The sequence below is a fragment of the Streptomyces sp. NPDC056224 genome, assembly GCF_042267665.1.
In the GTDB taxonomy this organism is placed as follows: Bacteria; Actinomycetota; Actinomycetes; order Streptomycetales; family Streptomycetaceae; genus Streptomyces.
In genome coordinates this window covers 105,700-127,066 of sequence record NZ_JBHJTK010000018.1, presented here as the reverse complement: position 1 = coordinate 127,066, position 21,367 = coordinate 105,700, and the positions used below count along the sequence as shown (strand labels likewise).

The following is a 21,367-nucleotide window of genomic DNA, read 5'->3' as shown; positions in this document are numbered from 1 at the left end:
GTGGGTCCGGACCGCCCCCGGTCAACCAAAAGTTTGATGTCCGGATGGGTCCTTCGATACGAGGATCGCTACCGTGGCGCGATGCCTTGTGTCCACGCCGGCGGCCAAGGTGGGGAACATGTTCGTCGCATGGAGAGATCTACGGTTCGCCAAGGGCCGCTTCGCCCTCATGGGCTCGGTCGTATTGCTGATCACGCTGCTGGTCGGCCTGCTGTCCGGGCTCACCTCCGGTCTGGCACGGGAGAACGTCTCGGCCATCACCGGGCTGCCCGCCAGCCATCTGGCCTTCGCGGCGCCCTCCGGTGACCAGAAGGTCTCCTTCACCAATTCCCAGGTGCAGGAGAAGGCCTGGCAGGCCTGGCGGGGGCAGCCAGGGGTGAGGTCGGCGGAGCCGCTCGGCATCCGCACCACCAACGCCGCCTCGGGCGAGCGCACCGCGGCCGTCTCGGTCTTCGGGGTGGAGCCCTCCGGGAGGCTCGGGCCGCGCGGCAGCGGCCTCGCCCAGGGCCGGGTGGTGCTCACCGAGAAGGCCGCGAAGGAGCTCGGCGGCCTCACCGCGGGCGCGGCACTCAGGATCGGCCCGCTCGAACTGTCCGTCGCCGCGGTCACCGGCACCGCCGCCTACAGCCACACCCCGGTCGTCTGGATGGACCTGAACGACTGGCAGCGCATCGGCAACCCCGGCGCCTCCCCCGGCACCCTCGCCACCGTCGTCGCCGTCTCGGGTGACGGCATGGACCTGGCGGCCGCGGACGAGGCCGCCGCCACCAAGGCCCAGACCGTGGACGAGGCCCTGGGCGCCATAGGCTCCTACCAGGCCGAGAACGGCTCGCTCCAGCTGATGCGCGGCTTCCTCTTCGCCATCTCGGCCCTGGTGATAGGCGCCTTCTTCACGGTGTGGACCATCCAGCGCAGCGGGGACATCGCCGTCCTGAAGGCACTGGGTGCCTCGACCCGCTACCTGCTGAAGGACGCCCTCGGCCAGGCCGTGGTCATGCTGGCGATCGGCACCGGGCTGGGCACGGCGCTCGCCGCCGGCTTCGGCACGCTGATCAGCGGCGGGAACGTGCCCTTCGTGCTCGACGCCGCCACCGTGCTCGTCCCCGCCGCCGTCATGATCGTGCTCGGCGCCGCGGGCGCGGCCCTGTCCATCCGGCGGATCACCGCCGTCGACCCGCTGACCGCCCTCGGGAGCGCCCGATGACCCTGCTCGTCCACGACGTCACCCTCACCTACCCCGACGGCGACACCCGGCTCACCGCCCTCGACGCGGTCGGTCTGGAGGTGCCCGCAGGCACCCTGACGGCGGTCATCGGCCCCTCCGGGTCCGGCAAGTCCAGCCTGCTCGCCGTGGCCGCCACGCTGGTCACCCCGGACTCCGGCCGGGTGGTCATCGCCGGCCAGGACACCTCTGCGCTGAGCGCCGCCGAGAAGTCGGTCCTGCGCCGGGAGAAGATCGGCATCGTCTTCCAGCAGCCGAACCTGCTGGCCTCGCTGACCGCCGCCGAACAGCTCCAGGTCATGGCGCACGTCTCGGGTCGCCCCGCGCGGGCGCTGCGCCGGCGAGCGCTGGAGCTGCTGGAGGCGGTGGGCCTGGCCGACAAGGCGGACAAGCGCCCCCATCAGCTCTCCGGCGGCCAGCGCCAGCGGATCAACATCGCCCGCGCCCTGATGAACGAGCCCGCCGTGCTGCTGGTCGACGAACCGACCAGCGCCCTCGACCACGAGCGCGGCGTCGCCGTGCTCGACCTGCTGGTCACACTGACGCGCGAGCGGTCGACGGCCACGGTGCTGGTCACCCACGACCACGCCCACCTGGACCGGATGGACCGTACGGCGACGATGGCCGACGGCCGCCTCTCGCAGAGCCCGGACCCGGTCCCGGCGCACTGACACGGCGCCAAGGCCGAGGCCCCGGCCGCCCCTGCAAGAAGGGGCGGCCGGGGCCTCGTACGGCTGCCTGCCGCGGCCCGAGCGACCACCGCGGGGCTGTCGTCCTCCAGCGGCCGTTCTGCTGCCGCCCAAGGTCCCCGTCCAAGCGATGGACGGGGGCCTTTCGGCTCGCGGGGACACCCCCTAGGCGGGGTTCTGGCTGGACAGGGCCTCCGACAGCTCGGCCGCCACGCCTTGAAGGATCGGCACGATCGACTCGGTCAGCGCCTCGGTCACCCGGCCCGCCGGGCCGGAGATGGAGATCGCGGCCGGGGTCGGCGAGTTCGGCACCGACACGGCGAGGCAGCGGACTCCTATTTCCTGCTCGTTGTCGTCGACCGCGTAGCCCACCTTGCGGACCTGCTCCAGCGCGTCGAGGAAGCCCTCGGGCGTGGTGATGGTCTTCTCGGTCGCCGCCGGCATCCCGGTGCGGGCCAGCAGGGCCCGTACCTCGTCGGCGGGGGTGTGGGCGAGGAGCGCCTTGCCCACGCCGGTGGAGTGCGGGAGCACCCGGCGGCCGACCTCGGTGAACATGCGCATGGAGTGCTTGGAGGGCACCTGGGCGACGTAGACGATCTCGTCCCCGTCGAGCAGGGCCATGTTCGCCGTCTCCCCGGTCTCCTCCACCAGCCGGGCGAGGTACGGGCGGGCCCAGGTCCCCAGGAGCCGCGACGCGGACTCGCCGAGGCGGATCAGCCGGGGGCCGAGGGCGTAACGTCGGTTGGGCTGCTGACGTACGTAGCCGCATGCCACGAGGGTGCGCATGAGGCGGTGGATCGTCGGCAGCGGCAGACCGCTGGCGGCGGAGAGCTCGCTGAGACCGACTTCACCGCCGGCGTCGGCCATGCGTTCGAGCAGATCGAAGGCGCGCTCAAGTGACTGGACGCCACCGCTGGCGGCAGTGGGCTTGGCGGAAGCGTCGGTGGTGCTGGCGCTGGACGTCGGCACGGCGCGGTCCTTTCGGTGCTGGCAGGCAAGGAATCAGCCTACCGGTCGGTCGGCGTCGGCCCTAGAGCAGGGGCGATGCCGTCCCCGCCGGTCAGGGGCGGTGTGTCCGGGTGGCGGTCGCCCTCGGAAAGTTACCCTCCCGCCCCCGATGGCGGTAGCTGCATTCTGTATGGCGAAATCCTAATTCCATCTTGTGGAAACATCCAATCGCGGTCCAGGTGTGTCAGCGGTCCGTCCGGACGCTCTTGACTGGCTCCGGATCGCCATGAAGACTCCGTCAACAGAACGTTGAATTTCGCTCTGTGGAAGTAGATGGGGAGGTTCCGGTGGCCGACGTGGCTGTGGAACTGGTACTGCGCTCGACACGCGTCATCACCCCCGAGGGGACGCGCGCCGCCTCGGTGGCCGTCGCCGCCGGCAAGATCGCGGCCGTGCTGGCGTACGAGGCGGAGGTCCCGGCCGGAGCCCGGCTGGAGGACTTCGGCGACGACGTCCTGCTCCCCGGTCTGGTCGACACCCACGTCCACGTGAACGACCCGGGCCGCACCGAGTGGGAGGGCTTCTGGACCGCCACCCGGGCGGCCGCGGCCGGAGGCGTCACCACGATCCTCGACATGCCGCTGAACTCCCTGCCGCCCACCACCACGACCGACAACCTGCGCGTCAAGCAGGAGGTCGCCCGTACCAAGGCGCATGTGGACGTCGGCTTCTGGGGCGGCGCCCTGCCGGACAACGTCAAGGACCTGCTCCCGCTGCACGACGCGGGCGTCTTCGGGTTCAAGTGCTTCCTGTCGCCCTCCGGCGTCGACGAGTTCCCCGAGCTCGACCAGGAGCGGCTCGCCGCCTCCCTCGCCGAGATCACCGGCTTCGGCGGTCTGATGATCGTGCACGCCGAGGACCCGCACCACCTGGACGCGGCACCGGCCGTCCCCGGCCCCAAGTACGCCGATTTCCTCGCCTCCCGCCCGCGCGACGCCGAGAACACCGCGATCGGGAACCTGATCGCCCAGGCCAAGCGGCTGAACGCGCGGGTCCACGTACTGCACCTCTCGTCGAGCGACGCGCTGCCGCTGATCGCCGCCGCCAAGGCCGAGGGCGTGAAGATCACCGTCGAGTCCTGCCCGCACTACCTCACCCTCACCGCCGAGGAAGTGCCCGACGGCGCCAGCGAGTTCAAGTGCTGCCCGCCCATCCGCGAGGCCGCCAACCAAAACCTCCTGTGGGACGCGCTCGCGGACGGCACCATCGACTGCATCGTCTCCGACCACTCGCCCTCCACCGAGGACCTGAAGACCGGCGACTTCTCCACCGCGTGGGGCGGCATCTCCTCCCTCCAACTCGGCCTGCCGGCCGTCTGGACCGAGGCGCGCCGGCGCGGACGCTCCCTGGAGGACGTCGTCCGCTGGATGTCCGCCGCCCCGGCCGCCCTCGCGGGCCTGACGCAGAAGGGCGCGATCGAGGCCGGCCGCGACGCCGACTTCGCCGTACTCGCCCCCGAAGAAACGTTCACTGTGGACCCGGCCGAACTCCACCACCGCAACCGGGTCACGGCCTACGCGGGCAAGACCCTGCACGGCGTCGTGAAGTCCACCTGGCTGCGCGGCACGCAGATCGCCGACCACGGCACCCCGACCGAGCCCACGGGCCTCCTCCTCGAAAGGCAGAACTGACAGTGGCACAGCGTTCGACTGGACCGGCCTCCTTCACCGGCAACGCGAACCCGTACGGAGGCGGCGACCCGTACGCGGACTACCGCACCGCGGACTTCCCCTTCACCCAGTACGCGAACCTCGCCGCCCGTGAGCTGGGTGCCGGTGTCATCGCCGCCAACGACGAGTTCTTCGCCCAGCGCGAGAACCTGCTGATCTCCGAGGCCGCGCACTTCGACCCCGAGGACTTCGGCCACAAGGGCAAGGTCATGGACGGCTGGGAGACCCGCCGCCGCCGCGGCGTCCGCGCCACCCAGCCCTGGCCGACCGCCGAGGACCACGACTGGGCGCTGGTGCGCCTGGGCGCCCCCGGCGTCATCCGCGGCATCGTCGTCGACACCGCCCACTTCCGCGGCAACATGCCGCAGGCCGTCTCCGTCGAGGCCACCGACTGGGAGGGCGCCCTCGCGCCGACCCCGGAGGAGCTCCAGGGCGGCGACGTGAAGTGGACGACCATCGTCCCCCGCACCCCGGTCGGCGGCCACGCGGCCAACGGCTTCGAGGTGGACGTGGAGCAGCGCTTCACGCACCTGCGCGTCAACCAGCACCCCGACGGCGGCATCGCCCGCCTGCGCGTCTACGGCGAGGTCCTGCCCGACCCGAAGTGGCTCGCCACGCTCGGCACCTTCGACGTGGTCGCCCTGGAGAACGGCGGCTCCGTCCAGGACGCGTCCAACCGCTTCTACTCCCCGCCGACCAACACCATCAACCCGGGCCGCTCCCGCAAGATGGACGACGGCTGGGAGACCGCCCGCCGCCGCGACAACGGCAACGACTGGATCCGCTACCAGCTCGTCGCCGAGTCCGAGATCCGCGCCGTCGAGATCGACACCGCCTACCTCAAGGGCAACTCGGCCGGCTGGGCCTCCCTGTCGATCAGGACGGGTGAGGAGGGCGAGTGGACGGAGTTCCTGCCGCGCACCCGCCTGCAGCCCGACACCAACCACCGCTTCGTGCTGGACACCCCGGCGGTCGGCACGCACGTCCGGATCGACATCTTCCCGGACGGCGGCTTCTCCCGCCTGCGCCTGCACGGCTCGCTGACGGAGGCCGGCGCGGCCGCGCACGCCGCCCGCCACCAGGAGCTGGGCGGCTGACGCCACCCCCCGCCGACCGCCCCGGGGGCCGACACCCCCGGGGCCGCGCGCGAACGGAGGGGCGCAACCGCGATGCGGTGCGCCCCTCCGCTGCACGGCGTCCCGCGGCCCCGTTCGGACCCGCCCGGACGCCCGGCGAGGGCTACGCCGCGTAGCCGCCGTCCACCGCGAACTCCGCGCCCGTCACGTACGAGGAATCCGGCCGGGCCAGGAAGGACACCACGGCGGCCACCTCCCGCGCGGCGGCGAACCGGCCGAGGGCCGTCATCGCCGCCTGCGGGTCCGCGAAGGGACCGTCCGCAGGGTTCATGTCGGTGTCCACCGGACCCGGGTGCACGAGGTTCGCGGTGATGCCGCGACCGCCCAACTCCCGGGCCAGCGCCTTGGTCAGCCCGGTCAGCGCCGACTTGCTCATCGCGTACAGCGCGCAGCCCGGACCCGGGACGCGCTGGGTGATGCAACTGCCGATGGTGATGATCCGCCCGCCGGAGCCCATCCGTCCGGCCGCGGCCTGAGCCGCGAGGAACGCCCCGCGGACATTGACCGACAGCACCCGGTCCACGTCGGCGAGGCCCAGTTCGCCGAGGGGGCCGAGTACGCCCACGCCCGCGTTGTTGACCAGGACGTCGATCCGGCCGAAGCGCCGTACGGTCTCCTCCACCGCCGCCGCGCCCTGCGCCCCGTCGCCCGCGTCGGCCCGTACGGCCAGCCCGCGCCGCCCGAGGGCCTCCACCTCGCCGACGACCCCGGCCGCCGCCCGCGCGTCGTTCACGTAACTGATCGCGACGTCGACCCCGTCCTGCGCCAGCCGCAGGGCGCAGGCCGCGCCGATCCCACGGCTGCCGCCGGTCACCAGTGCCACGGTCCCGGACCCGCTCATGATGTCCCCCAAAATCCTCGTTGAGTGGTTGCGGGTTCAATGAAATGAGAGTCCGTGATCCTGCGCTGGCGGGAATCGGACAAGGAGTTCTTCGCGCGCCGCACCGATGAGTCCGGGGATGCCCGGGAGTCTGAATCTGCGTACGGACGGACGGACGACCGAGCAAGGAGCGCAGAGCCATGGGCAAGCTGACCCTCACCACCTTCCTCACCCTCGACGGCGTGATGCAGGCCCCCGGCGGGCCGCAGGAGGACACCAGCGGCGGGTTCGAGTACGGCGGGTGGCTCGTGCCGTACGCGGACGAGGCCATGGGGGAGTTCATCACCGAGGTCTTCGGCCGGACCGGGGCGTTCCTGCTCGGGCGGCGGACGTACGAGATCTTCGCGTCGTACTGGCCGCAGCACGACGACCCCGCCGACCCGGTCGCGGGCAACCTGAACAGGCTGCCGAAGTACGTGGCCTCGACCACCCTCAAGGAGCCGGCCTGGGGCCCGGCCACCGTGCTCGACGGTGAGCACCTGCAGAGCGAGATCGTCCGGGTCAAGGACGCCCTCGACGGCGAGCTGCAGGTCCACGGCAGCGGGCAGCTCGCGCAGTGGCTGCTGGCCCGGGACCTCGTGGACGAGCTGAACCTGCTCGTCTACCCGGTGTTCCTGGGCGCCGGGCGGCGGCTGTTCCCGACCGGCGGGCTGCCGACGGCCTGCGAGCTGACGGGCTCCCGCACGACGCCGAGCGGCGTCGCCATCCACACCTACCGGCCGACGGGCCGCGCCACGTTCGGCTCGTTCCCGGACTGACCGAGGAGCTTGCCCGCGGCGCGGACGAGCCGGCGTCATCCGGCGGTGACGGCCTTGGCGATGCGCAGGCCGCCCACGCCGGCGGGACTGACCCAGCCGTCGGCGTCGCCCTTGCCCGGGTCGGGCCCGATGCGGATGTTCCCGTCCCCGGTGCGGATGATCAGGACGAGGGTGGTCCCCTTGCCGCTGCTGCCGTGATCATCGGTGACCGCGGCGCGGACATCGGTCACGACCGCGTGGGGCGCCGACGGGGCGGCGGCGAACGCGCCGGTCGGCGCCAGCACGCCTCCCGCGACCACGGCGGTCGAGGCGGCCAGCATGAGGAGGCGCGGCTTCCGGAAGGGGCGAGGCATGGGAATCTCCTGGGGTGTGAGGTGGAGCAGGGGGTACGTCCAGTAGGCCTCGCCCGCCCCCGCACGGTCACGTCCCTGCATCCCGTGGCTTGACGCACGCCGGCGGCCGTGCCCGCCGCGACCGACCACACCGCGAGCCGCACGTACGAGGGCCGCACGTACGAGGGCCGCCCGTAGGAGGGCCGCCCCCAAACGGCTCGACCGGTCATGATCGGCTCCGGTACGGTGGCCCCCACCCGTGAGAGCCGCCGAAGTCTCCACCCGCTCGCCGCCGCTGGAGACATCCCCGTGACCGTGGTCTCGCCCGCACTCGCCGCCCCCCGCCGGGCCTGGCTCGCCGACCTGCCCGTGCTGGCCGTCGCCGTCGTATGGGGCGGCAGCTACCTCGCCGCCAAGGGCATCACCACCACCCAGACCGTGATCGGCGTACTCGTGCTGCGCTTCGGGCTCGTCCTGCCCGTGCTGGCCGTGGCCGGGTGGCGGCGGCTGCGGGCGCTGACCCCCGCCCAGCTGCGCGGCGCGGGGCTGCTGGGCCTCGTACTCGGCGGGATCTTCCTCCTGGAGACCTACGGGGTCGTCCACACCTCCGCCACCAACGCCGGGCTGATCATCAGCCTGACCATGATCTTCACGCCGCTCGCCGAGGCCGCGGTGCGGCGGCGCGCGCCCTCGGCCGGCTTCCTCGCCGCCGCCGGGGTCTCCGTCGCGGGAGTGGTCCTGCTGACCCAGGGCGGGGGGTTCACCGCGCCCAGCCCCGGCGACCTGCTCATGCTCTGCGCCGCCCTCGCCCGGACCCTGCACGTCCTGCTGATGGCCCGGGTCAAGGCCGTCCAGGACGCCGACTCGCTCTCCCTGACCACCGTCCAGCTCGGCGGCGCCGTCCTGGTCTTCGCCCTGCTCGCGGCCGTCCCCGGCACCGGGGAGGCCCCATGGACCGCGGCCGCCGGTTTCGGGGCCGCCGAGTGGGCCGGGCTGGTCTTCCTCTCCGCCTTGTGCACCCTCTTCGCCTTCTTCGTGCAGATGTGGGCCGTCCGCCGGACCTCGCCCTCCCGAGTCAGTCTGCTGCTCGGCACCGAGCCGCTGTGGGCGGCGGTCGCCGGCATCGCCATCGGCGGCGAGCACCTCGGCGCCCCCGGCCTGGCGGGCGCCGCCCTCGTGCTCGCCGGCACCGCCTGGGGCCGCCGCGCTGTCGACGGCTGAACGATTGTCCGAAACCGCTCCCGCCCACGGTGAACAGCGGCCCTACGCTGGCCACCATGCCAGTTCTGGACATCAGCAATCTCGCCGACGGCTTCAACGAGAACCCCTACCCGCACTACGCGCGGTTGAGGGAGAGCGGCCCGGTCCACCGCATCAAGACGGCGGACGGGGAAGGGATCTGGCTGATCGTCGGCCACGACGAGGCCCGCCAGGCCCTCGCCCACCCCGACGTGTCGAAGAACTGGCAGACGGCGGGCCTCTACGCCGACCGGACCACCACCACCCTCAGCACCAACATGCTCCGCTCCGACCCGCCCCACCACACCCGGCTGCGCCGCCTGGTGGCGCGTGAGTTCACCTCCCCCCGGGTCGAGGCCCTGCGCCCGCGCGTGCAGCAGGTCACCGACGAGCTGCTCGACGCGATGGCCTCGGCCCCGGACCGCCGCGCCGACCTGATCCGGTCCTTCGCCGTACCGCTGCCGATGACCGTCATCTGCGAACTCCTCGGCGTACCCGACCTCGAACGCGGCTCGTTCCGCCGGTGGTCCACCGAGATCGTCGCGCCGACCGGCGCCGGGGCCGAGACCGAGGCGCTGCGCGCCATGTCCGGCTATCTGGCCGAGCTCACCGACGCCAAGCGGGAGCGCCCCGGCGAGGACCTGCTCAGCGCGCTGATCCGGACCCGGGACGAGGACGGCGACCGGCTGTCCCCCGAGGAGCTGATCGGCATGGCCTTCCTGCTGCTGGTCGCCGGGCACGAGACCACGGTCAACCTGATCGGCAACGGCGTACGGGCCCTGCTCGCGCACCCCGAGCAACTGGCGGCCCTGCGCGCCGACCCGGACGGGCTGATCGACGGCGCGGTCGAGGAGATGCTCCGCTACGACGGCCCGCTGGAGAGCGCCACCTACCGCTTCGCCCGCGCCGACCTGGAGATCGGAGGCACCGTGATCGAGGAGGGCTCGCCCGTACTGGTCTCCCTGGCCGCCGCCGACCGCGACCCGGCGCGGTTCACCGGCCCCGACCTCTTCGACATCCGCCGCACCGGCCAGAGCCACATGGCTTTCGGCCACGGCATCCACTTCTGCATCGGCGCCCCGCTGGCCCGCATGGAGGGCCGCATCGCGGTCCGGGCCCTGCTGGAGCGGTTCCCCGACCTGGCCGAGGACCGGGAGGCAGGCCCCCTCGACTGGATCCCCGGCACGCTGATCCGGGGAGTGAAGCGGCTGCCGGTGCGCTGGTAGCCGTCCATGAGGAGCCGCATTAGCCGCAGGAGTCGCAGGAATCACAGGAGTCACGGGAGCCGCAGCGGAGGCCGCGGGCGCCGCTCACAGGTCCGGCAGCTCCTCCAGCCGGACCCGGCGCCGCTCGCGGCGCGAGAGCTCGCACGCCTCGGCGACCCGGAGCGCGGCGAGCGCCTCCCGGCCGTCGCAGGGGTTGGGGCCCTCGCCGCGCACCAGGCGCACGAAGGCCTCCAGCTCCGCCTCGTATGCGGGGCCGAAGCGCTCCAGGAAGCCCGTCCACGGCTTGCTCGCCGGAGGCGGCCCGTGCGGCTCGGTCGAGGCGATCGGCGTACGGTCGTCCAGCCCGGCGGACACCTGGTCCAGTTCCCCGGCCAGCTCCATCCGGACGTCGTAGCCGGCGCCGTTGATCCGGCTGCCGGTCGCGGTGACGAGCGTGCCGTCGTCCAGGGTCAGCACGGCCGCGGCCGTGTCGATGTCACCCGTATCCCGGAACCGCGGCGGGCCCGCGTCGGATCCGGCCGCGTACACCTCCGTCACCTCGTGACCGGTGACCCAGCGGACCATGTCGAAATCGTGCACGAGGCAGTCCCGGTACAGGCCGCCCGAGGCCGCCAGGTACGCGGCGGGCGGCGGAGCCGGATCGGCCGTCATCGTGCGTACGGTGTGCAGCCGCCCCAGGGCGCCCGAGCGGACCAGCTCCCGGGCGGTGCGGTAGCCGGCGTCGAAGCGGCGCATGAAGCCCAGCTGGAGCACGCCGCCGGCCGCCTCCACCTCGCGCAGCGCGGTGAGGGTGCGGGCCAGGTCCGGGGCCAGCGGCTTCTCGCAGAACACCGGCAGGCCGCCGCGTACCGCCCGTACGACCAGCTCCGCGTGGCCCTCGGTCGAGCAGGCCACGACCACCGCGTCCACGCCCCAGGTGAAGACCTGCTCCACGGAGGGCGCGGCGGTGGCCCCGAGCCGGTCGGCCAGGCGGGCCGCCCGCGCGGGGTCGGCGTCGGCGAGCAGGAGGGAGCCGGCGTCCGCCTGGCGGGCCAGCGCCGCCGCGTGGAACGAGCCGATCCGGCCCGTTCCGATGAGCCCGATGCGCATGCACTCAACCTGACCCCGTACGGGGGAGCTGTCAATCCGCCCGCGCATGCCCCGATGGCCCGTCATGGTCCACTGTGGCGGATACTGGGCGGCTGGAACCGGAATGACCGAATGATGGCGGACGAGACGGATGAGGGAAGGGCGCGGCGACGTGGCTAGGGTTCGGACAGGGGTACGCGTCGTGGGCGCCGTGCTCGCGGCGGTACTGGGAGCCTCGCTCGCGGGCTGCAGCAGCACGGGGGGCAAGCGCGCCGAGGAGCGGGCGAAGGCCGCGGCGGCGGGCCGGCCGGCGGTGTCCACCCCGCGCTGGACCTTCGCGATGGTCACGCACGCGGGCGACGGCGACACCTTCTGGGACATCGTCCAGAAGGGCGCCAAGGAGGCCGCGGCGAAGGACAACATCAACTTCGTCTACGCCCACGACGACCAGGCGCAGCAGCAGGCTCAGTTCGTGCAGAACGCCATCGACCAGAAGGTCGACGGGATCATCGTCAGCCTGGCCAAGCCGGAAGCACTCAAGGACGTCATCGCCAAGGCCGTCAAGGCCGGCATCCCGGTGGTCACGGTCAACTCCGGCTCCGCCCAGTCCGCCGCCTACGGGGCGCTGACCCACATCGGCCAGGACGAGGAGATCGCGGGCGAGGCGGTCGGCACCGAGCTGACCGAGCGCGGCAGGAAGAAGGCCGTCTGCGTCCTGCACGAGCAGGGCAACGTGGGCCACGAGCAGCGCTGCGCCGGGGCGAAGAGAACGTTCGGCGAGGCCGGCGGGGTCATGGAGAACCTGTACGTCGAGGGCACCAACATGCCGTCCGTCCAGGCGGCCATCCAGGCGAAACTGCAGGCGGACCCCTCCGTCGACGCGATCCTCACCCTCGGCGCGCCCTTCGCCCCCACCGCGGTCAAGGCGAAGGACGCGGCGGGCAGCAAGGCCGAGGTGGACACCTTCGACCTCAACGAATCCGTCGCCCGCGACCTGAAGTCCGGAGCCCTCGGCTTCGCCGTCGACCAGCAGCCCTACCTCCAGGGCTACGAGGCGATCGACCTGCTCTGGCTCCACCGCTACAACGCGGACGTCCTCGGCGGCGGCCGCCCGGTGCTCACCGGGCCGCAGATCGTCACGGCCGCCGAGTCGGCCAAGCTGGAGGAGTTCATCAAGCGGGGAACCCGGTGAGCGCCGCCGCCCCCGCGGACGAACGCGTCGCGCCCACCTCGCTGGTCCGCAGGCTGCTGGGCCGCCCCGAGCTGGGCGCCGTGGTCGGCGCCGCCGCCGTCTTCGTCTTCTTCTCCTTCGCCGCACCCAGCTTCCTGCAGGCCTCCAGCCTCAGCACGGTGCTGTACTCGGCCTCCACCATCGGGATCATGGCCGTCCCGGTGGCCCTGCTGATGATCGGCGGCGAGTTCGACCTCTCCGCGGGCGTCATGGTCACGACCTCGGCACTGGTGAGCTCGATGCTCAGCTACCAGATGACCGCCAACGTCTGGGTCGGCGTCCTGGTGTCGCTGCTCGTCACCCTGTCCATCGGCTTCTTCAACGGCTTCATGCTGACCCGTACCAAGCTGCCCAGCTTCATCATCACGCTCGGCACCTTCCTGATGCTGACCGGTCTGAACCTCGGCTTCACCAAGCTGATCAGCGGATCGGTCTCCACCAAGAGCATCGCCGACATGGAGGGCTTCGACTCCGCGCGCGCCCTCTTCGCCTCGCAGTGGAACATCGGCTCGGTCACCCTGAAGGTCACCGTCCTGTGGTGGCTGGCCCTGGTCGCCGTCGCCACCTGGATCCTGCTGCGCACCCGGACCGGAAACTGGATCTTCGCGGTGGGCGGCGGGGCCGACGCGGCCCGCGCGACCGGTGTCCCGGTCGTGAAGACCCGCATCGGCCTCTACATGGGCGTCGCCCTGTGCGCCTGGATCTCGGGCCAGCACATCCTCTTCTCGTTCGACGTGGTCCAGTCGGGCGAGGGGGTCGGCAACGAGTTCCTCTACATCATCGCGGCCGTCATCGGCGGCTGCCTGATGACCGGCGGCTACGGCTCCGCCATCGGCTCGGCGGTCGGCGCCTTCATCTTCGGCATGACCAGCAACGGCATCGTCTACGCCCAGTGGAACCCGGACTGGTTCAAGTTCTTCCTGGGCGCGATGCTCCTGCTCGCGACGCTGCTCAACGCATGGGTCCGCAAGCGGGCGGAGGAGAGCCGGTGACCACGAAAGACGCGACGACCCTGGTGAAGCTGACCGGGGTCAGCAAGTACTACGGGAACATCCGCGCCCTCCAAGGGGTCTCCCTGGAGGTCGCGGCGGGCGAGATCACCTGTGTCCTCGGCGACAACGGCGCCGGCAAGTCGACCCTCATCAAGATCATCTCGGGGTTGCACCAGCACGACGCCGGCACCTTCGAGATCGAGGGCGAGGAGACCGTGCTCGCCAACCCGCGCGCGGCCCTCGACCGCGGCATCGCCACCGTCTACCAGGACCTCGCCGTCGTTCCGCTCATGCCCGTATGGCGGAACTTCTTCCTCGGGTCGGAGCCGACCAAGGGCCGCGGCCCGCTGCGCCGCCTCGACGTGGACTTCATGCGCGAGACCACCCGCGCCGAGCTGCTGCGCATGGGCATCGACCTGCGCGACGTCGACCAGCCCATCGGCACCCTGTCCGGCGGCGAACGGCAGTGCGTGGCCATCGCCCGTGCGGTCCACTTCGGCGCGAAGGTCCTCGTGCTCGACGAGCCGACCGCCGCGCTCGGCGTCAAGCAGTCCGGCGTGGTCCTCAAGTACGTCGCCGCCGCCCGCGACGCCGGTCTCGGCGTGGTGCTGATCACCCACAACCCGCACCACGCCCACTTGGTCGGCGACCGGTTCGTGCTCCTCAAGCGCGGCGCGATGGCCGGCAGCCACACCCGCGACTCGATCACCCTGGACGAGCTCACCCGGCAGATGGCGGGTGGCTCCGAGCTGGACGAGCTGAGCCACGAACTGGAGCGAGTGGCAGAATCGGGCGCAGGCGCCCCATCCGGCGCAGCCGATCCGGAATCCGGCTCCGCTTCCGACTCCGCTTCCGGCTCCACCTCCTCCGACAGGGGCGACACGACTCGATGAGCACGTACCGGGACTTCACGCTCGCCCACCGGGGGGCGGCGCGGGGCACCGTCCTGCGGACCGTCGGGACCCGTGAGCGCCGGTCGCACCTGACCGCGCCGCGCGTCCCGACCGTCGGCATCGACATCGGCGGCACCAAGGTCATGGCCGGCGTCGTGGACGCCGACGGGGTCATCCTGGAGAAGATCCGCGCCGAGACGCCGGACAAGTCCAAGAGCGCCAAGGTCGTCGAGGACACCATCGTCGAGCTGGTGCTGGACCTCTCCGACCGGCACGACGTGCACGCGGTGGGCATCGGCGCGGCCGGCTGGGTCGACGCCGACCGCTCCCGGGTCCTCTTCGCGCCCCACCTGGCCTGGCGCGACGAGCCGCTGCGCGACGCGCTCCAGTCCCGCCTCGCGGTCCCGGTCATGGTCGACAACGATGCCAACACGGCGGCGTGGGCGGAATGGCGCTTCGGCGCCGGGCGCGGCGAGGACCACCTCGTCATGATCACTCTCGGCACCGGCATCGGCGGGGCCATCCTCGAGGGCGGCCAGGTCAAGCGCGGCCGGTACGGGGTCGCCGGCGAGTTCGGCCACATGCAGGTCGTCCCCGGCGGTCACCGCTGCCCGTGCGGCAACCGCGGCTGCTGGGAGCAGTACAGCTCCGGCAACGCCCTGGTCCGCGAGGCCCGCGAGCTCGCCGCGGCCGACTCCCCGGTCGCGTACAACATCATCGCCAGGGTCGGCGGCAACGTCCAGGAGATCACCGGGCCGCTCATCACCGAGCTGGCCCGCGAGGGCGACGCCATGTGCGTCGAACTGCTCCAGGACATCGGCCAGTGGCTCGGCATCGGCATCGCCAACCTCGCCGCGGCCCTCGACCCGTCCTGCTTCGTCATCGGCGGCGGCGTCAGTGCCGCCGACGACCTGCTGATCGGCCCCGCCCGTGACGCCTTCCGGCGCCACCTCACCGGCCGCGGCTACCGGCCCGAGGCCCGGATCGCCAAGGCCGAGCTGGGGCCCGAGGCGGGTATGGTCGGAGCCGCCGACCTCGCCCGACTCGTCGCCCGCCGGTTCCGCCGCGCCACGCGCCGCCGGGTCGAGCGCTACGAGCGCTACGCGCAGCTGGGCCGGCGCGACGCCGGCGGCCCCACGGACTCCAAGGACCGGAACGAGCAGTGACCCCGCCCACCCTGCCCCACCAGGCGTCCGCCCCCGACGGTGGCGGTGCGCCGCCGCCCGCCGCGGCCGAGGACCGCGGGCACGTCGTCAAGCGCCGCTGGATCACCGCGATCACCATCCTGCTGCTGGTCGGCGTACCCGCCGGTTACCTCGCGGTCTCCACCCAGCAGAGCCGCGAGAGCGGGCGCGACAAGGCCGCCCGGATCGGTGCGTCCAAGGTGCGTCCCGGCTGGCCCTCGAAGGTGCAGCGCAGCATCTACGAGGTCCCCATCCCGCCCAAGGCCTGGCGGGTCGGGTTCCTGGAGACCAACAACTGGCGCAGCAGCCGGCTGTTCACGCAGTTCGCGGTCACTCCCGCCGACCTGGACGCCTTCCTGGCCTCCGTCGGCACCGGCCGTGACGCGCTGACCCCCGGGGTCGCGATCTCCCCGCACGACTCCGAGGTCGCGGGCTGGAGCTGGAGCCCCGACTCCAGCTGGTACCAGATCACCCTGGAGCAGCCGGATCCGCGCCCCACCCGGGACGTCACCGTCGACCTCACGGACCCTGGGCACCCCAAGGTCTACGTGGTGTCGACGACGACCCCGTAGCGGTGGGGACAGCCCTTAGCCTGGGATCATGAAGCTCACCAAGCGGCTGCATTCCTGCGTCCAGCTGGAGAAGGACGGGCGCGCGCTCGTCATCGACCCGGGCGCCTTCAGCGAACCGGAAGCGGGCCTGGGGGCTGACGCCCTGCTGGTCACGCACGAGCACCCCGACCACTTCGAGGAGGGCCGGCTGCGGGCCGCCCTCGACGCCAATCCGGCGGCCGGCCTGTGGACGCTGCGCAGTGTGGCGCAGCGGCTGGCCCCCGCCTATCCGGGCCGGGTGCACACCGTCGGGCACGGCGACACCTTCACCGCCGCCGGTTTCGAGGTCCAGGTGCACGGCGAGCTCCACGCCGTGATCCACCCGGACATCCCGCGGGTCACCAACGTCGGCTACCTCGTGGAGGGTTCGCTGTTCCACCCCGGGGACGCGCTGACCGTGCCCGACGCGGCGGTGGAGACGCTGATGCTTCCGGTGCACGCCCCCTGGAACAAGGTCTCCGAGGTGATCGACTACCTCCGCGAGGTCAAGCCGCGGCGGGCCATCGACGTCCACGACGCGTACCTGTCCGACATCGCCCGGCCGATCTACGACACGGTCCTGGACGGCCTGGGCGGAACGGACCACGGCAGGCTCACCGCGGGGGAAGCCGCCGACCTGTGACTGTCGGTGCCGGGCGGTAGGTTGGGACGCATGCGTATCGCCACGTTCAACGTCAACTCCATCACCGCCCGGCTTCCGCGCCTGCTGGCCTGGCTGGAGAGCTCCGGTACCGATGTCCTGTGCATCCAGGAGACCAAGTGCTCCGCGGAGCAGTTCCCGCGGGCCGAGCTGCGCGAGCTGGGCTACGAGTCGGCCGTCAACGCCACCGGCCGCTGGAACGGGGTCGCCCTGCTGTCCAAGGTCGGCCTGGACGACGTGGTCCTGGGGCTGCCCGGCGGGCCCGACTACGAAGGCGTCCAGGAGCCCCGCGCGATCTCCGCCACCTGCGGCGGGGTGCGCGTCTGGTCGGTCTACGTGCCCAACGGCCGGGAGGTCGAGCACGACCACTACGGCTACAAGCTGAACTGGTTCCGCTCCCTGACCACCGCCATCGCCGAGGACGCGGCCGGCCCCCGCCCCTTCGCGGTGCTCGGCGACTTCAACGTGGCCCCGACCGACGAGGACGTCTACGACCCGGCCGTCTTCGAGGGCCTCACCCACGTCACCCCCGCCGAGCGCGCCGCCCTGGAGGCGCTGCGTGCCGCCGGTCTCTCCGACGTGCTGCCGCGCCCCCTCAAGTACGACCGCCCGTACACGTACTGGGACTACCGCCAGCTCGCCTTCCCCAAGAACAGGGGCATGCGCATCGACCTGGTGTACGGGAACGAGCCCTTCACCAAGGCCGTCACCGACGCCTACGTCGACCGTGAGGAGCGCAAGGGCAAGGGTGCGTCCGACCACGCGCCGGTCGTCGTGGACCTGGATCTCGACCGGTAGCCACGGCCTGGATCCGGGCCGTCGGATCCAGGCGCGCCCTGTGGCCAGGGGCGGATCCTGGTGCGACGCTGGTCGGTATGAACATCCCCTTCCTGGACAACTGGCTGAACCGGCGTGAAGCGGTACGGAGTGCCGGTCTCGCCGTCGCCTTCGCCGGTGATCCCGAGGGCGTCGCCGAGTTGTTCTCGGAGTGCGAGATGCTGCGCGTCCAGGCGAGGGCGGCCGGACTCGAACTCGACGAGAGCCGCGCCTCCTTGGAGGCGCTCGACCAGCTGATGCCCCGCTGGCGGCGGGACCCGGAGGTCGTGCCGTGGCTCGGCAACGACGCCGGCTTCTACCTCGGGACCGTGATCATCCGTACCGTCCCCGGAGCCGGCTGGCAGGTGTGGCCCAACGGCCAGCCGGTGATCCGGCTGGCCTCGGGCCGCGAGCTGAACGTGATCGAGTCGGGGGTGTCCTGGGCGATGACCGGATCCCCCGAGCTCAGCCAGGCGTACGCGGAGGCCTCCGAGGGGTGACCGGCCGGGATGTTTATGTCGCCTTTAGGCGTGTCGAGGAGAAGCGTCCTTCCCGGGCTGGATAGTTTGCCTGGACTCGACACACCGACAAGTGGGCAGGGCAGCACATGGTCGTCGACCCGTTGATCGAGCTGCGGGACTTCACGATCCTCAGGTACTGAGGGTCCCGCCGATCCCTCAGAAGGGCCACCCCGCCCGGCAGCAGCCGCGGATCACTGCTCGCGCAGCGGCACCGACACGTAACTGGGATCGGTGGGCGGCGAGGAGAAGGTCAGCTGCGCGCCGGTGGGGTTGTGCTCGATGTAGAGCGGGTCGACCGTGTCGACGACGAGCGCGAGCCGGTGGCCCGCGGGTACGTCGTAGGCGGTGGAGAACAGCTCCAGGTCCACACCGAAGGCCTGTCCGGGAGTGCGCCCGTGGAAGGTGTGGGGGGCGTGGCTGACCAGCTTGCCGATGCCGAGCGGGCCGACGTCGTAGAGGTACGCGACGAAGGTGCCGTCGCCCTTGGTGGGAGTGACCGTGGTGTGGACCTCGACCGTGCCGCGGATCCGGCGCGCCTCGCCGTAGCGCCCTGACTGCCAGACGGCGGCGAAGGCGCGGGGGAGCAGGGGAACGGAGGCGGTCGGGGGCGCCTGGGCCAGCTGGTCGAGGATGCTGGAGAGGAAGATGATCCCGCCGTTGGCCCCGGAGTCGATGTTGGCGAACACGTGCTCGCTGTCGGAGAGCGCGAGCTTCTCGGTGCCGCCCGCGCCGACCGACTTCCAGTCGGCGTAGCCCTCGTACGCGCCGCTGCTGCGGGACTTGATCTGCACCGGTGCCTCGGCGTCGACGCCGTTGCGCTCGCCCTTGAGGTAGCGGTCGAACCAGCGGTGGGCGTTGGTCCACGTGTCGTTGGGCAGGCCCAGCAGGCCGGTGGCCTCGGCGGTGGCGTGGTCGCCCGGGCGGAACTCCAGCCGCTTGGGCCCGGTCAGCTTCTCGTAGAACTCCGCGTACTGGTTGGGCGGGAAGATGGTGTCGCCCCAGGCGTTGCCGAGCATGATCGCGGCGCCGTTGGCGTTGATCCGGTCCACCTGCTCGGTGGCCGACCGCTTCTTGCCCCACTCGATCATCTGCTGCTCCCGGTCCAGCCGGGAGCCGAGGAAGTCGCCGAGTACCGACTGGAGTTCGGGGCCGGGGCGGCCGGTGAGGAAGCCGGCGGCGCCGAGCATCCCGGCGGCCTGGAGGTGCTGGGTGCGGCCGGAGTAGATGGACTCGATGATGTCGGCCCAGCCGCTCATCGCGACCACCGCCTTGACGCGCGGGTCGTGCGCCGAGGCCAGCAGGCTGATGCCCGCGCCGTACGAGACCCCGCCGAGGCCGATGCGGTCCGCGTCGGCGGGGGAGTTGGCCAGGGCCCAGTCGATGACGGCCGAGACGTCGGCGGTGTCCGCCGGGCCGGCCACCTCGATCCGGCCGCCGGAGAGCCAGAAGCCGCGGGAGGTGTAGCTGACCACCACGTAGCCGGAGTCGGCGAGCTGCCTGGCCTGGGCGATGTATTCGATCTGCGGCAGGCCCCAGCTGGTGGGGAGCACGATCAGCGGGTACGTGCGGCCCGCCTCCGCGCCGGCCGGGGTGAAGACGTTGCCCTTGAGGGTGATGCCCCCGGAGCCGGGAATGTCATGGAAGGCCAGGTGAGACGAGGCGTCGGCGGTGACGGCCGCGGCGGGTGCGGTCGCCGCCTGGGCCTGGTGGGGGGCCAGGCCCAGGGCGGCTGCCGCCAGCACGGCCGCCACGGCTGCCGCCGAGGTGGTGCGTTTCATCAATCGTTCCTCGCGTACGCCGGGTTGTCGGAATGACCCGACGTTAACGGGAGGGGATTACCGGGGGTAACCCACGAGTAAGTTACGCGCTGGTAACGATCGAAACGTGTCAGCGGAGGGGTCAGCCGTTCCGCGGGGCGCCGTTCAGCGCGCTCTTGGCCTTCCACTCGTCCCAGGAGAGGTTCCACTCGCCGTAGCCGTTGCCGATCTCGGCGTTGCCCTTGGAGCCGCTGCCGACCACCTCGAAGGGGTCGCCGACCTGCACCTTCTCGTAGAAGTCCTTGGCATCGGCGTCGCTCATGCCCACGCAGCCGGAACTGGAGTTGACGCGGCCGAAGTTGCCCGCGTTCCACGGCGCGGCGTGTGCGTACATGCCCGACCAGGTCAGCCGCATCGAGTAGTCGACCATCTTGTCGTAGGCGTCACCCAGGCCCACCGACTGGGAGTCCATCCGGATGGTGCCCTCCTTCGACATCAGTACCATCTTCCCGGACCAGGAGGCCTTCTTGCCGCCCGGAGTGCCGGCCGAGATCGGGATCGTCTCGACCGCCTGGCCGTCCTCGGTCACCGTCATCTTCTTGGTGTCCAGGCTGACCTCCATCCGGCGGTCCTTGCCGATCTTGAACTCGGTGCTGTAGTCCTTCGCGAAGAGGCCGCCGCCCTTGCCGGAGTCCACCCCGTTCAGGTTCATCTCGACCTTCACGTCGGTGCCGGACTTCCAGTAGTCCTTGGGGCGCCAGTCGACCCGGTCGCTGCCCGAGTAGTCCGTGAACCAGCCCCAGGAGCCCTCGGTGTTGTTCGAGGTCGTGACCTTCAGCTGCTTCTCGACCTCGGCCTTGTTCGCCACCGGGTTGTCGAAGACGATCGAGACGGGCATTGCGACGCCCACCGTGCTGCCCTTGGGCAGGTTGATCCTTACCTTGTTCACCTTGTCGGCGGCGGAGGTCTTGAACTGGGCCGAGGCGCTCTGGCTCTCGGTGTTCTGCGCCTCCACCTTGTAGTCCGTGCCGGGCGCGGCATTGCGCTCGGAGGTCCAGGTCCGGCCGTCGTCGGATATCTTCCCCGGGAGCTCCCCGCCCTTGGCGTCGGTCACCTTCACCAGGGCCAGCTTGCCGTCGGCGACGGTGACCTTGACCGGCTCGCCGGCCTTCACCTGCTCGCCCGCGAGGTTCACCGAAACCGCCATGGCCGGCTTCTGCTTCAGCTCGGCCTTGGTGTCCTTGCCTGCCTGGTCGCCGCCCCCGCCCGAGCAGGCGGTCAGTGCGGCGGCCAGAAGTGCGGTACCCGCCATGGCGGTGCGGCGTATGCGGCTCAACGAAAACCCCTCCATCAATGACCGTTCGCAAATGTAGATGCGAACGGGACGACTTTAGGTTGCACGGATCCGGGTAACGGATCGTCCTTCCGGTTGTGACATGGACCGCAGCGAAACGGTCATCGTCCGGTCACAATCGCCGCGCGCTTCGGTCACGG

General features: G+C 71.7%; 21 protein-coding genes. 15 read left to right on the top strand and 6 right to left on the bottom strand.

Annotated elements, in window-relative coordinates:
- Positions 1-118: 118 nt before the first annotated feature.
- Both ACFCZ1_RS21785 and ACFCZ1_RS21780 read left to right on the top strand, forming a co-directional pair.
- Positions 119-1,204 (top strand): ABC transporter permease, encoded by a 1,086-nt coding sequence (locus tag ACFCZ1_RS21785; RefSeq protein WP_376679922.1) that lies wholly within the window; start codon positions 119-121, stop codon positions 1,202-1,204.
- On the top strand, positions 1,201-1,893 hold the full coding sequence (locus tag ACFCZ1_RS21780; RefSeq protein ID WP_376679921.1) for an ABC transporter ATP-binding protein: 693 nt from the start codon (positions 1,201-1,203) through the stop codon (positions 1,891-1,893). The genes ACFCZ1_RS21785 and ACFCZ1_RS21780 overlap by 4 nt, the downstream gene beginning before the upstream one ends.
- A gap of 183 nt (positions 1,894-2,076) precedes the next feature.
- Here ACFCZ1_RS21780 and ACFCZ1_RS21775 read toward each other — a convergent pair whose 3' ends face one another.
- Positions 2,077-2,880 (bottom strand): IclR family transcriptional regulator, encoded by an 804-nt coding sequence (locus ACFCZ1_RS21775; protein ID WP_376679920.1) that lies wholly within the window; start codon positions 2,878-2,880, stop codon positions 2,077-2,079.
- A gap of 335 nt (positions 2,881-3,215) precedes the next feature.
- Here ACFCZ1_RS21775 and allB point away from each other — a divergent pair, with 335 nt between their 5' ends.
- Together allB and alc are read left to right on the top strand one after the other, a co-directional pair.
- Positions 3,216-4,550 carry an allantoinase AllB gene (gene allB, locus ACFCZ1_RS21770; protein WP_376679937.1) on the top strand — a complete coding sequence of 445 codons (1,335 nt, stop codon included), beginning with the start codon at positions 3,216-3,218 and terminating at the stop codon, positions 4,548-4,550.
- Positions 4,551-4,552: 2 nt separating this feature from the next.
- Complete coding sequence (gene alc / locus ACFCZ1_RS21765) at positions 4,553-5,686, top strand: allantoicase (protein ID WP_376679919.1); 1,134 nt, start codon at positions 4,553-4,555, stop codon at positions 5,684-5,686.
- Positions 5,687-5,828: 142 nt separating this feature from the next.
- On the opposite strand, the gene ACFCZ1_RS21760 is transcribed toward alc, so the two are convergent.
- A complete protein-coding gene (locus ACFCZ1_RS21760) occupies positions 5,829-6,566 on the bottom strand; it encodes an SDR family NAD(P)-dependent oxidoreductase (RefSeq protein ID WP_376679918.1) in 738 nt (245 codons plus the stop codon).
- A gap of 179 nt (positions 6,567-6,745) precedes the next feature.
- On the opposite strand from ACFCZ1_RS21760, the gene ACFCZ1_RS21755 reads away from it, so the two are divergent.
- Positions 6,746-7,363 carry a dihydrofolate reductase family protein gene (locus ACFCZ1_RS21755; RefSeq protein WP_376679917.1) on the top strand — a complete coding sequence of 206 codons (618 nt, stop codon included), beginning with the start codon at positions 6,746-6,748 and terminating at the stop codon, positions 7,361-7,363.
- A gap of 35 nt (positions 7,364-7,398) precedes the next feature.
- On the opposite strand, the gene ACFCZ1_RS21750 is transcribed toward ACFCZ1_RS21755, so the two are convergent.
- Positions 7,399-7,716 carry a hypothetical protein gene (locus ACFCZ1_RS21750; RefSeq protein ID WP_376679916.1) on the bottom strand — a complete coding sequence of 106 codons (318 nt, stop codon included), beginning with the start codon at positions 7,714-7,716 and terminating at the stop codon, positions 7,399-7,401.
- A 288-nt stretch (positions 7,717-8,004) separates the two neighbouring features.
- Between ACFCZ1_RS21750 and ACFCZ1_RS21745 the strand changes: the two genes are divergently transcribed.
- Positions 8,005-8,916, top strand: coding sequence for a DMT family transporter (locus tag ACFCZ1_RS21745; RefSeq protein WP_376679915.1), 912 nt, complete (start codon positions 8,005-8,007; stop codon positions 8,914-8,916).
- 56 nt (positions 8,917-8,972) lie between these two features.
- Positions 8,973-10,160, top strand: a complete 1,188-nt coding sequence (locus ACFCZ1_RS21740) for a cytochrome P450 (protein ID WP_376679914.1) — start codon at positions 8,973-8,975, stop codon at positions 10,158-10,160.
- 84 nt (positions 10,161-10,244) lie between these two features.
- Here the strand turns inward: ACFCZ1_RS21740 and ACFCZ1_RS21735 are convergent, their stop codons facing one another.
- Positions 10,245-11,249, bottom strand: a complete 1,005-nt coding sequence (locus ACFCZ1_RS21735; RefSeq protein WP_376679913.1) for a Gfo/Idh/MocA family oxidoreductase — start codon at positions 11,247-11,249, stop codon at positions 10,245-10,247.
- Positions 11,250-11,430: 181 nt separating this feature from the next.
- On the opposite strand from ACFCZ1_RS21735, the gene ACFCZ1_RS21730 reads away from it, so the two are divergent.
- From ACFCZ1_RS21730 to ACFCZ1_RS21695, 8 genes are all read left to right on the top strand, one after another.
- Positions 11,431-12,420, top strand: coding sequence for a sugar ABC transporter substrate-binding protein (locus ACFCZ1_RS21730; protein WP_376679912.1), 990 nt, complete (start codon positions 11,431-11,433; stop codon positions 12,418-12,420).
- Positions 12,417-13,451, top strand: coding sequence for an ABC transporter permease (locus ACFCZ1_RS21725; RefSeq protein WP_376679911.1), 1,035 nt, complete (start codon positions 12,417-12,419; stop codon positions 13,449-13,451). Before ACFCZ1_RS21730 ends, ACFCZ1_RS21725 begins: the two co-directional genes overlap by 4 nt.
- Positions 13,418-14,344: an ATP-binding cassette domain-containing protein gene (locus ACFCZ1_RS21720; protein ID WP_376679910.1), complete on the top strand. Its 927-nt coding sequence runs from the start codon at positions 13,418-13,420 to the stop codon at positions 14,342-14,344. Before ACFCZ1_RS21725 ends, ACFCZ1_RS21720 begins: the two co-directional genes overlap by 34 nt.
- Entirely contained in the window at positions 14,341-15,510 is a 1,170-nt protein-coding gene (locus ACFCZ1_RS21715; RefSeq protein WP_376679909.1) for an ROK family glucokinase, read from the top strand. Before ACFCZ1_RS21720 ends, ACFCZ1_RS21715 begins: the two co-directional genes overlap by 4 nt.
- Positions 15,507-16,100 (top strand): hypothetical protein, encoded by a 594-nt coding sequence (locus ACFCZ1_RS21710; protein WP_376679908.1) that lies wholly within the window; start codon positions 15,507-15,509, stop codon positions 16,098-16,100. The genes ACFCZ1_RS21715 and ACFCZ1_RS21710 overlap by 4 nt, the downstream gene beginning before the upstream one ends.
- Positions 16,101-16,128: 28 nt before the next feature.
- Positions 16,129-16,761, top strand: a complete 633-nt coding sequence (locus tag ACFCZ1_RS21705; protein WP_376679907.1) for an MBL fold metallo-hydrolase — start codon at positions 16,129-16,131, stop codon at positions 16,759-16,761.
- A gap of 30 nt (positions 16,762-16,791) precedes the next feature.
- Positions 16,792-17,577: an exodeoxyribonuclease III gene (locus ACFCZ1_RS21700; RefSeq protein ID WP_376679906.1), complete on the top strand. Its 786-nt coding sequence runs from the start codon at positions 16,792-16,794 to the stop codon at positions 17,575-17,577.
- A gap of 77 nt (positions 17,578-17,654) precedes the next feature.
- Positions 17,655-18,095 (top strand): DUF6278 family protein, encoded by a 441-nt coding sequence (locus tag ACFCZ1_RS21695; protein ID WP_376679905.1) that lies wholly within the window; start codon positions 17,655-17,657, stop codon positions 18,093-18,095.
- Between the two features lie 212 nt (positions 18,096-18,307).
- Here ACFCZ1_RS21695 and ACFCZ1_RS21690 read toward each other — a convergent pair whose 3' ends face one another.
- The gene (locus tag ACFCZ1_RS21690) at positions 18,308-19,894 is read right to left on the bottom strand and encodes a CocE/NonD family hydrolase (RefSeq protein WP_376679904.1); all 1,587 of its coding nucleotides are present in this window, start codon (positions 19,892-19,894) and stop codon (positions 18,308-18,310) included.
- Positions 19,895-20,015: 121 nt separating this feature from the next.
- The gene (locus ACFCZ1_RS21685; RefSeq protein ID WP_376679936.1) at positions 20,016-21,185 is read right to left on the bottom strand and encodes an Ig-like domain-containing protein; all 1,170 of its coding nucleotides are present in this window, start codon (positions 21,183-21,185) and stop codon (positions 20,016-20,018) included.
- Positions 21,186-21,367: the final 182 nt, after the last annotated feature.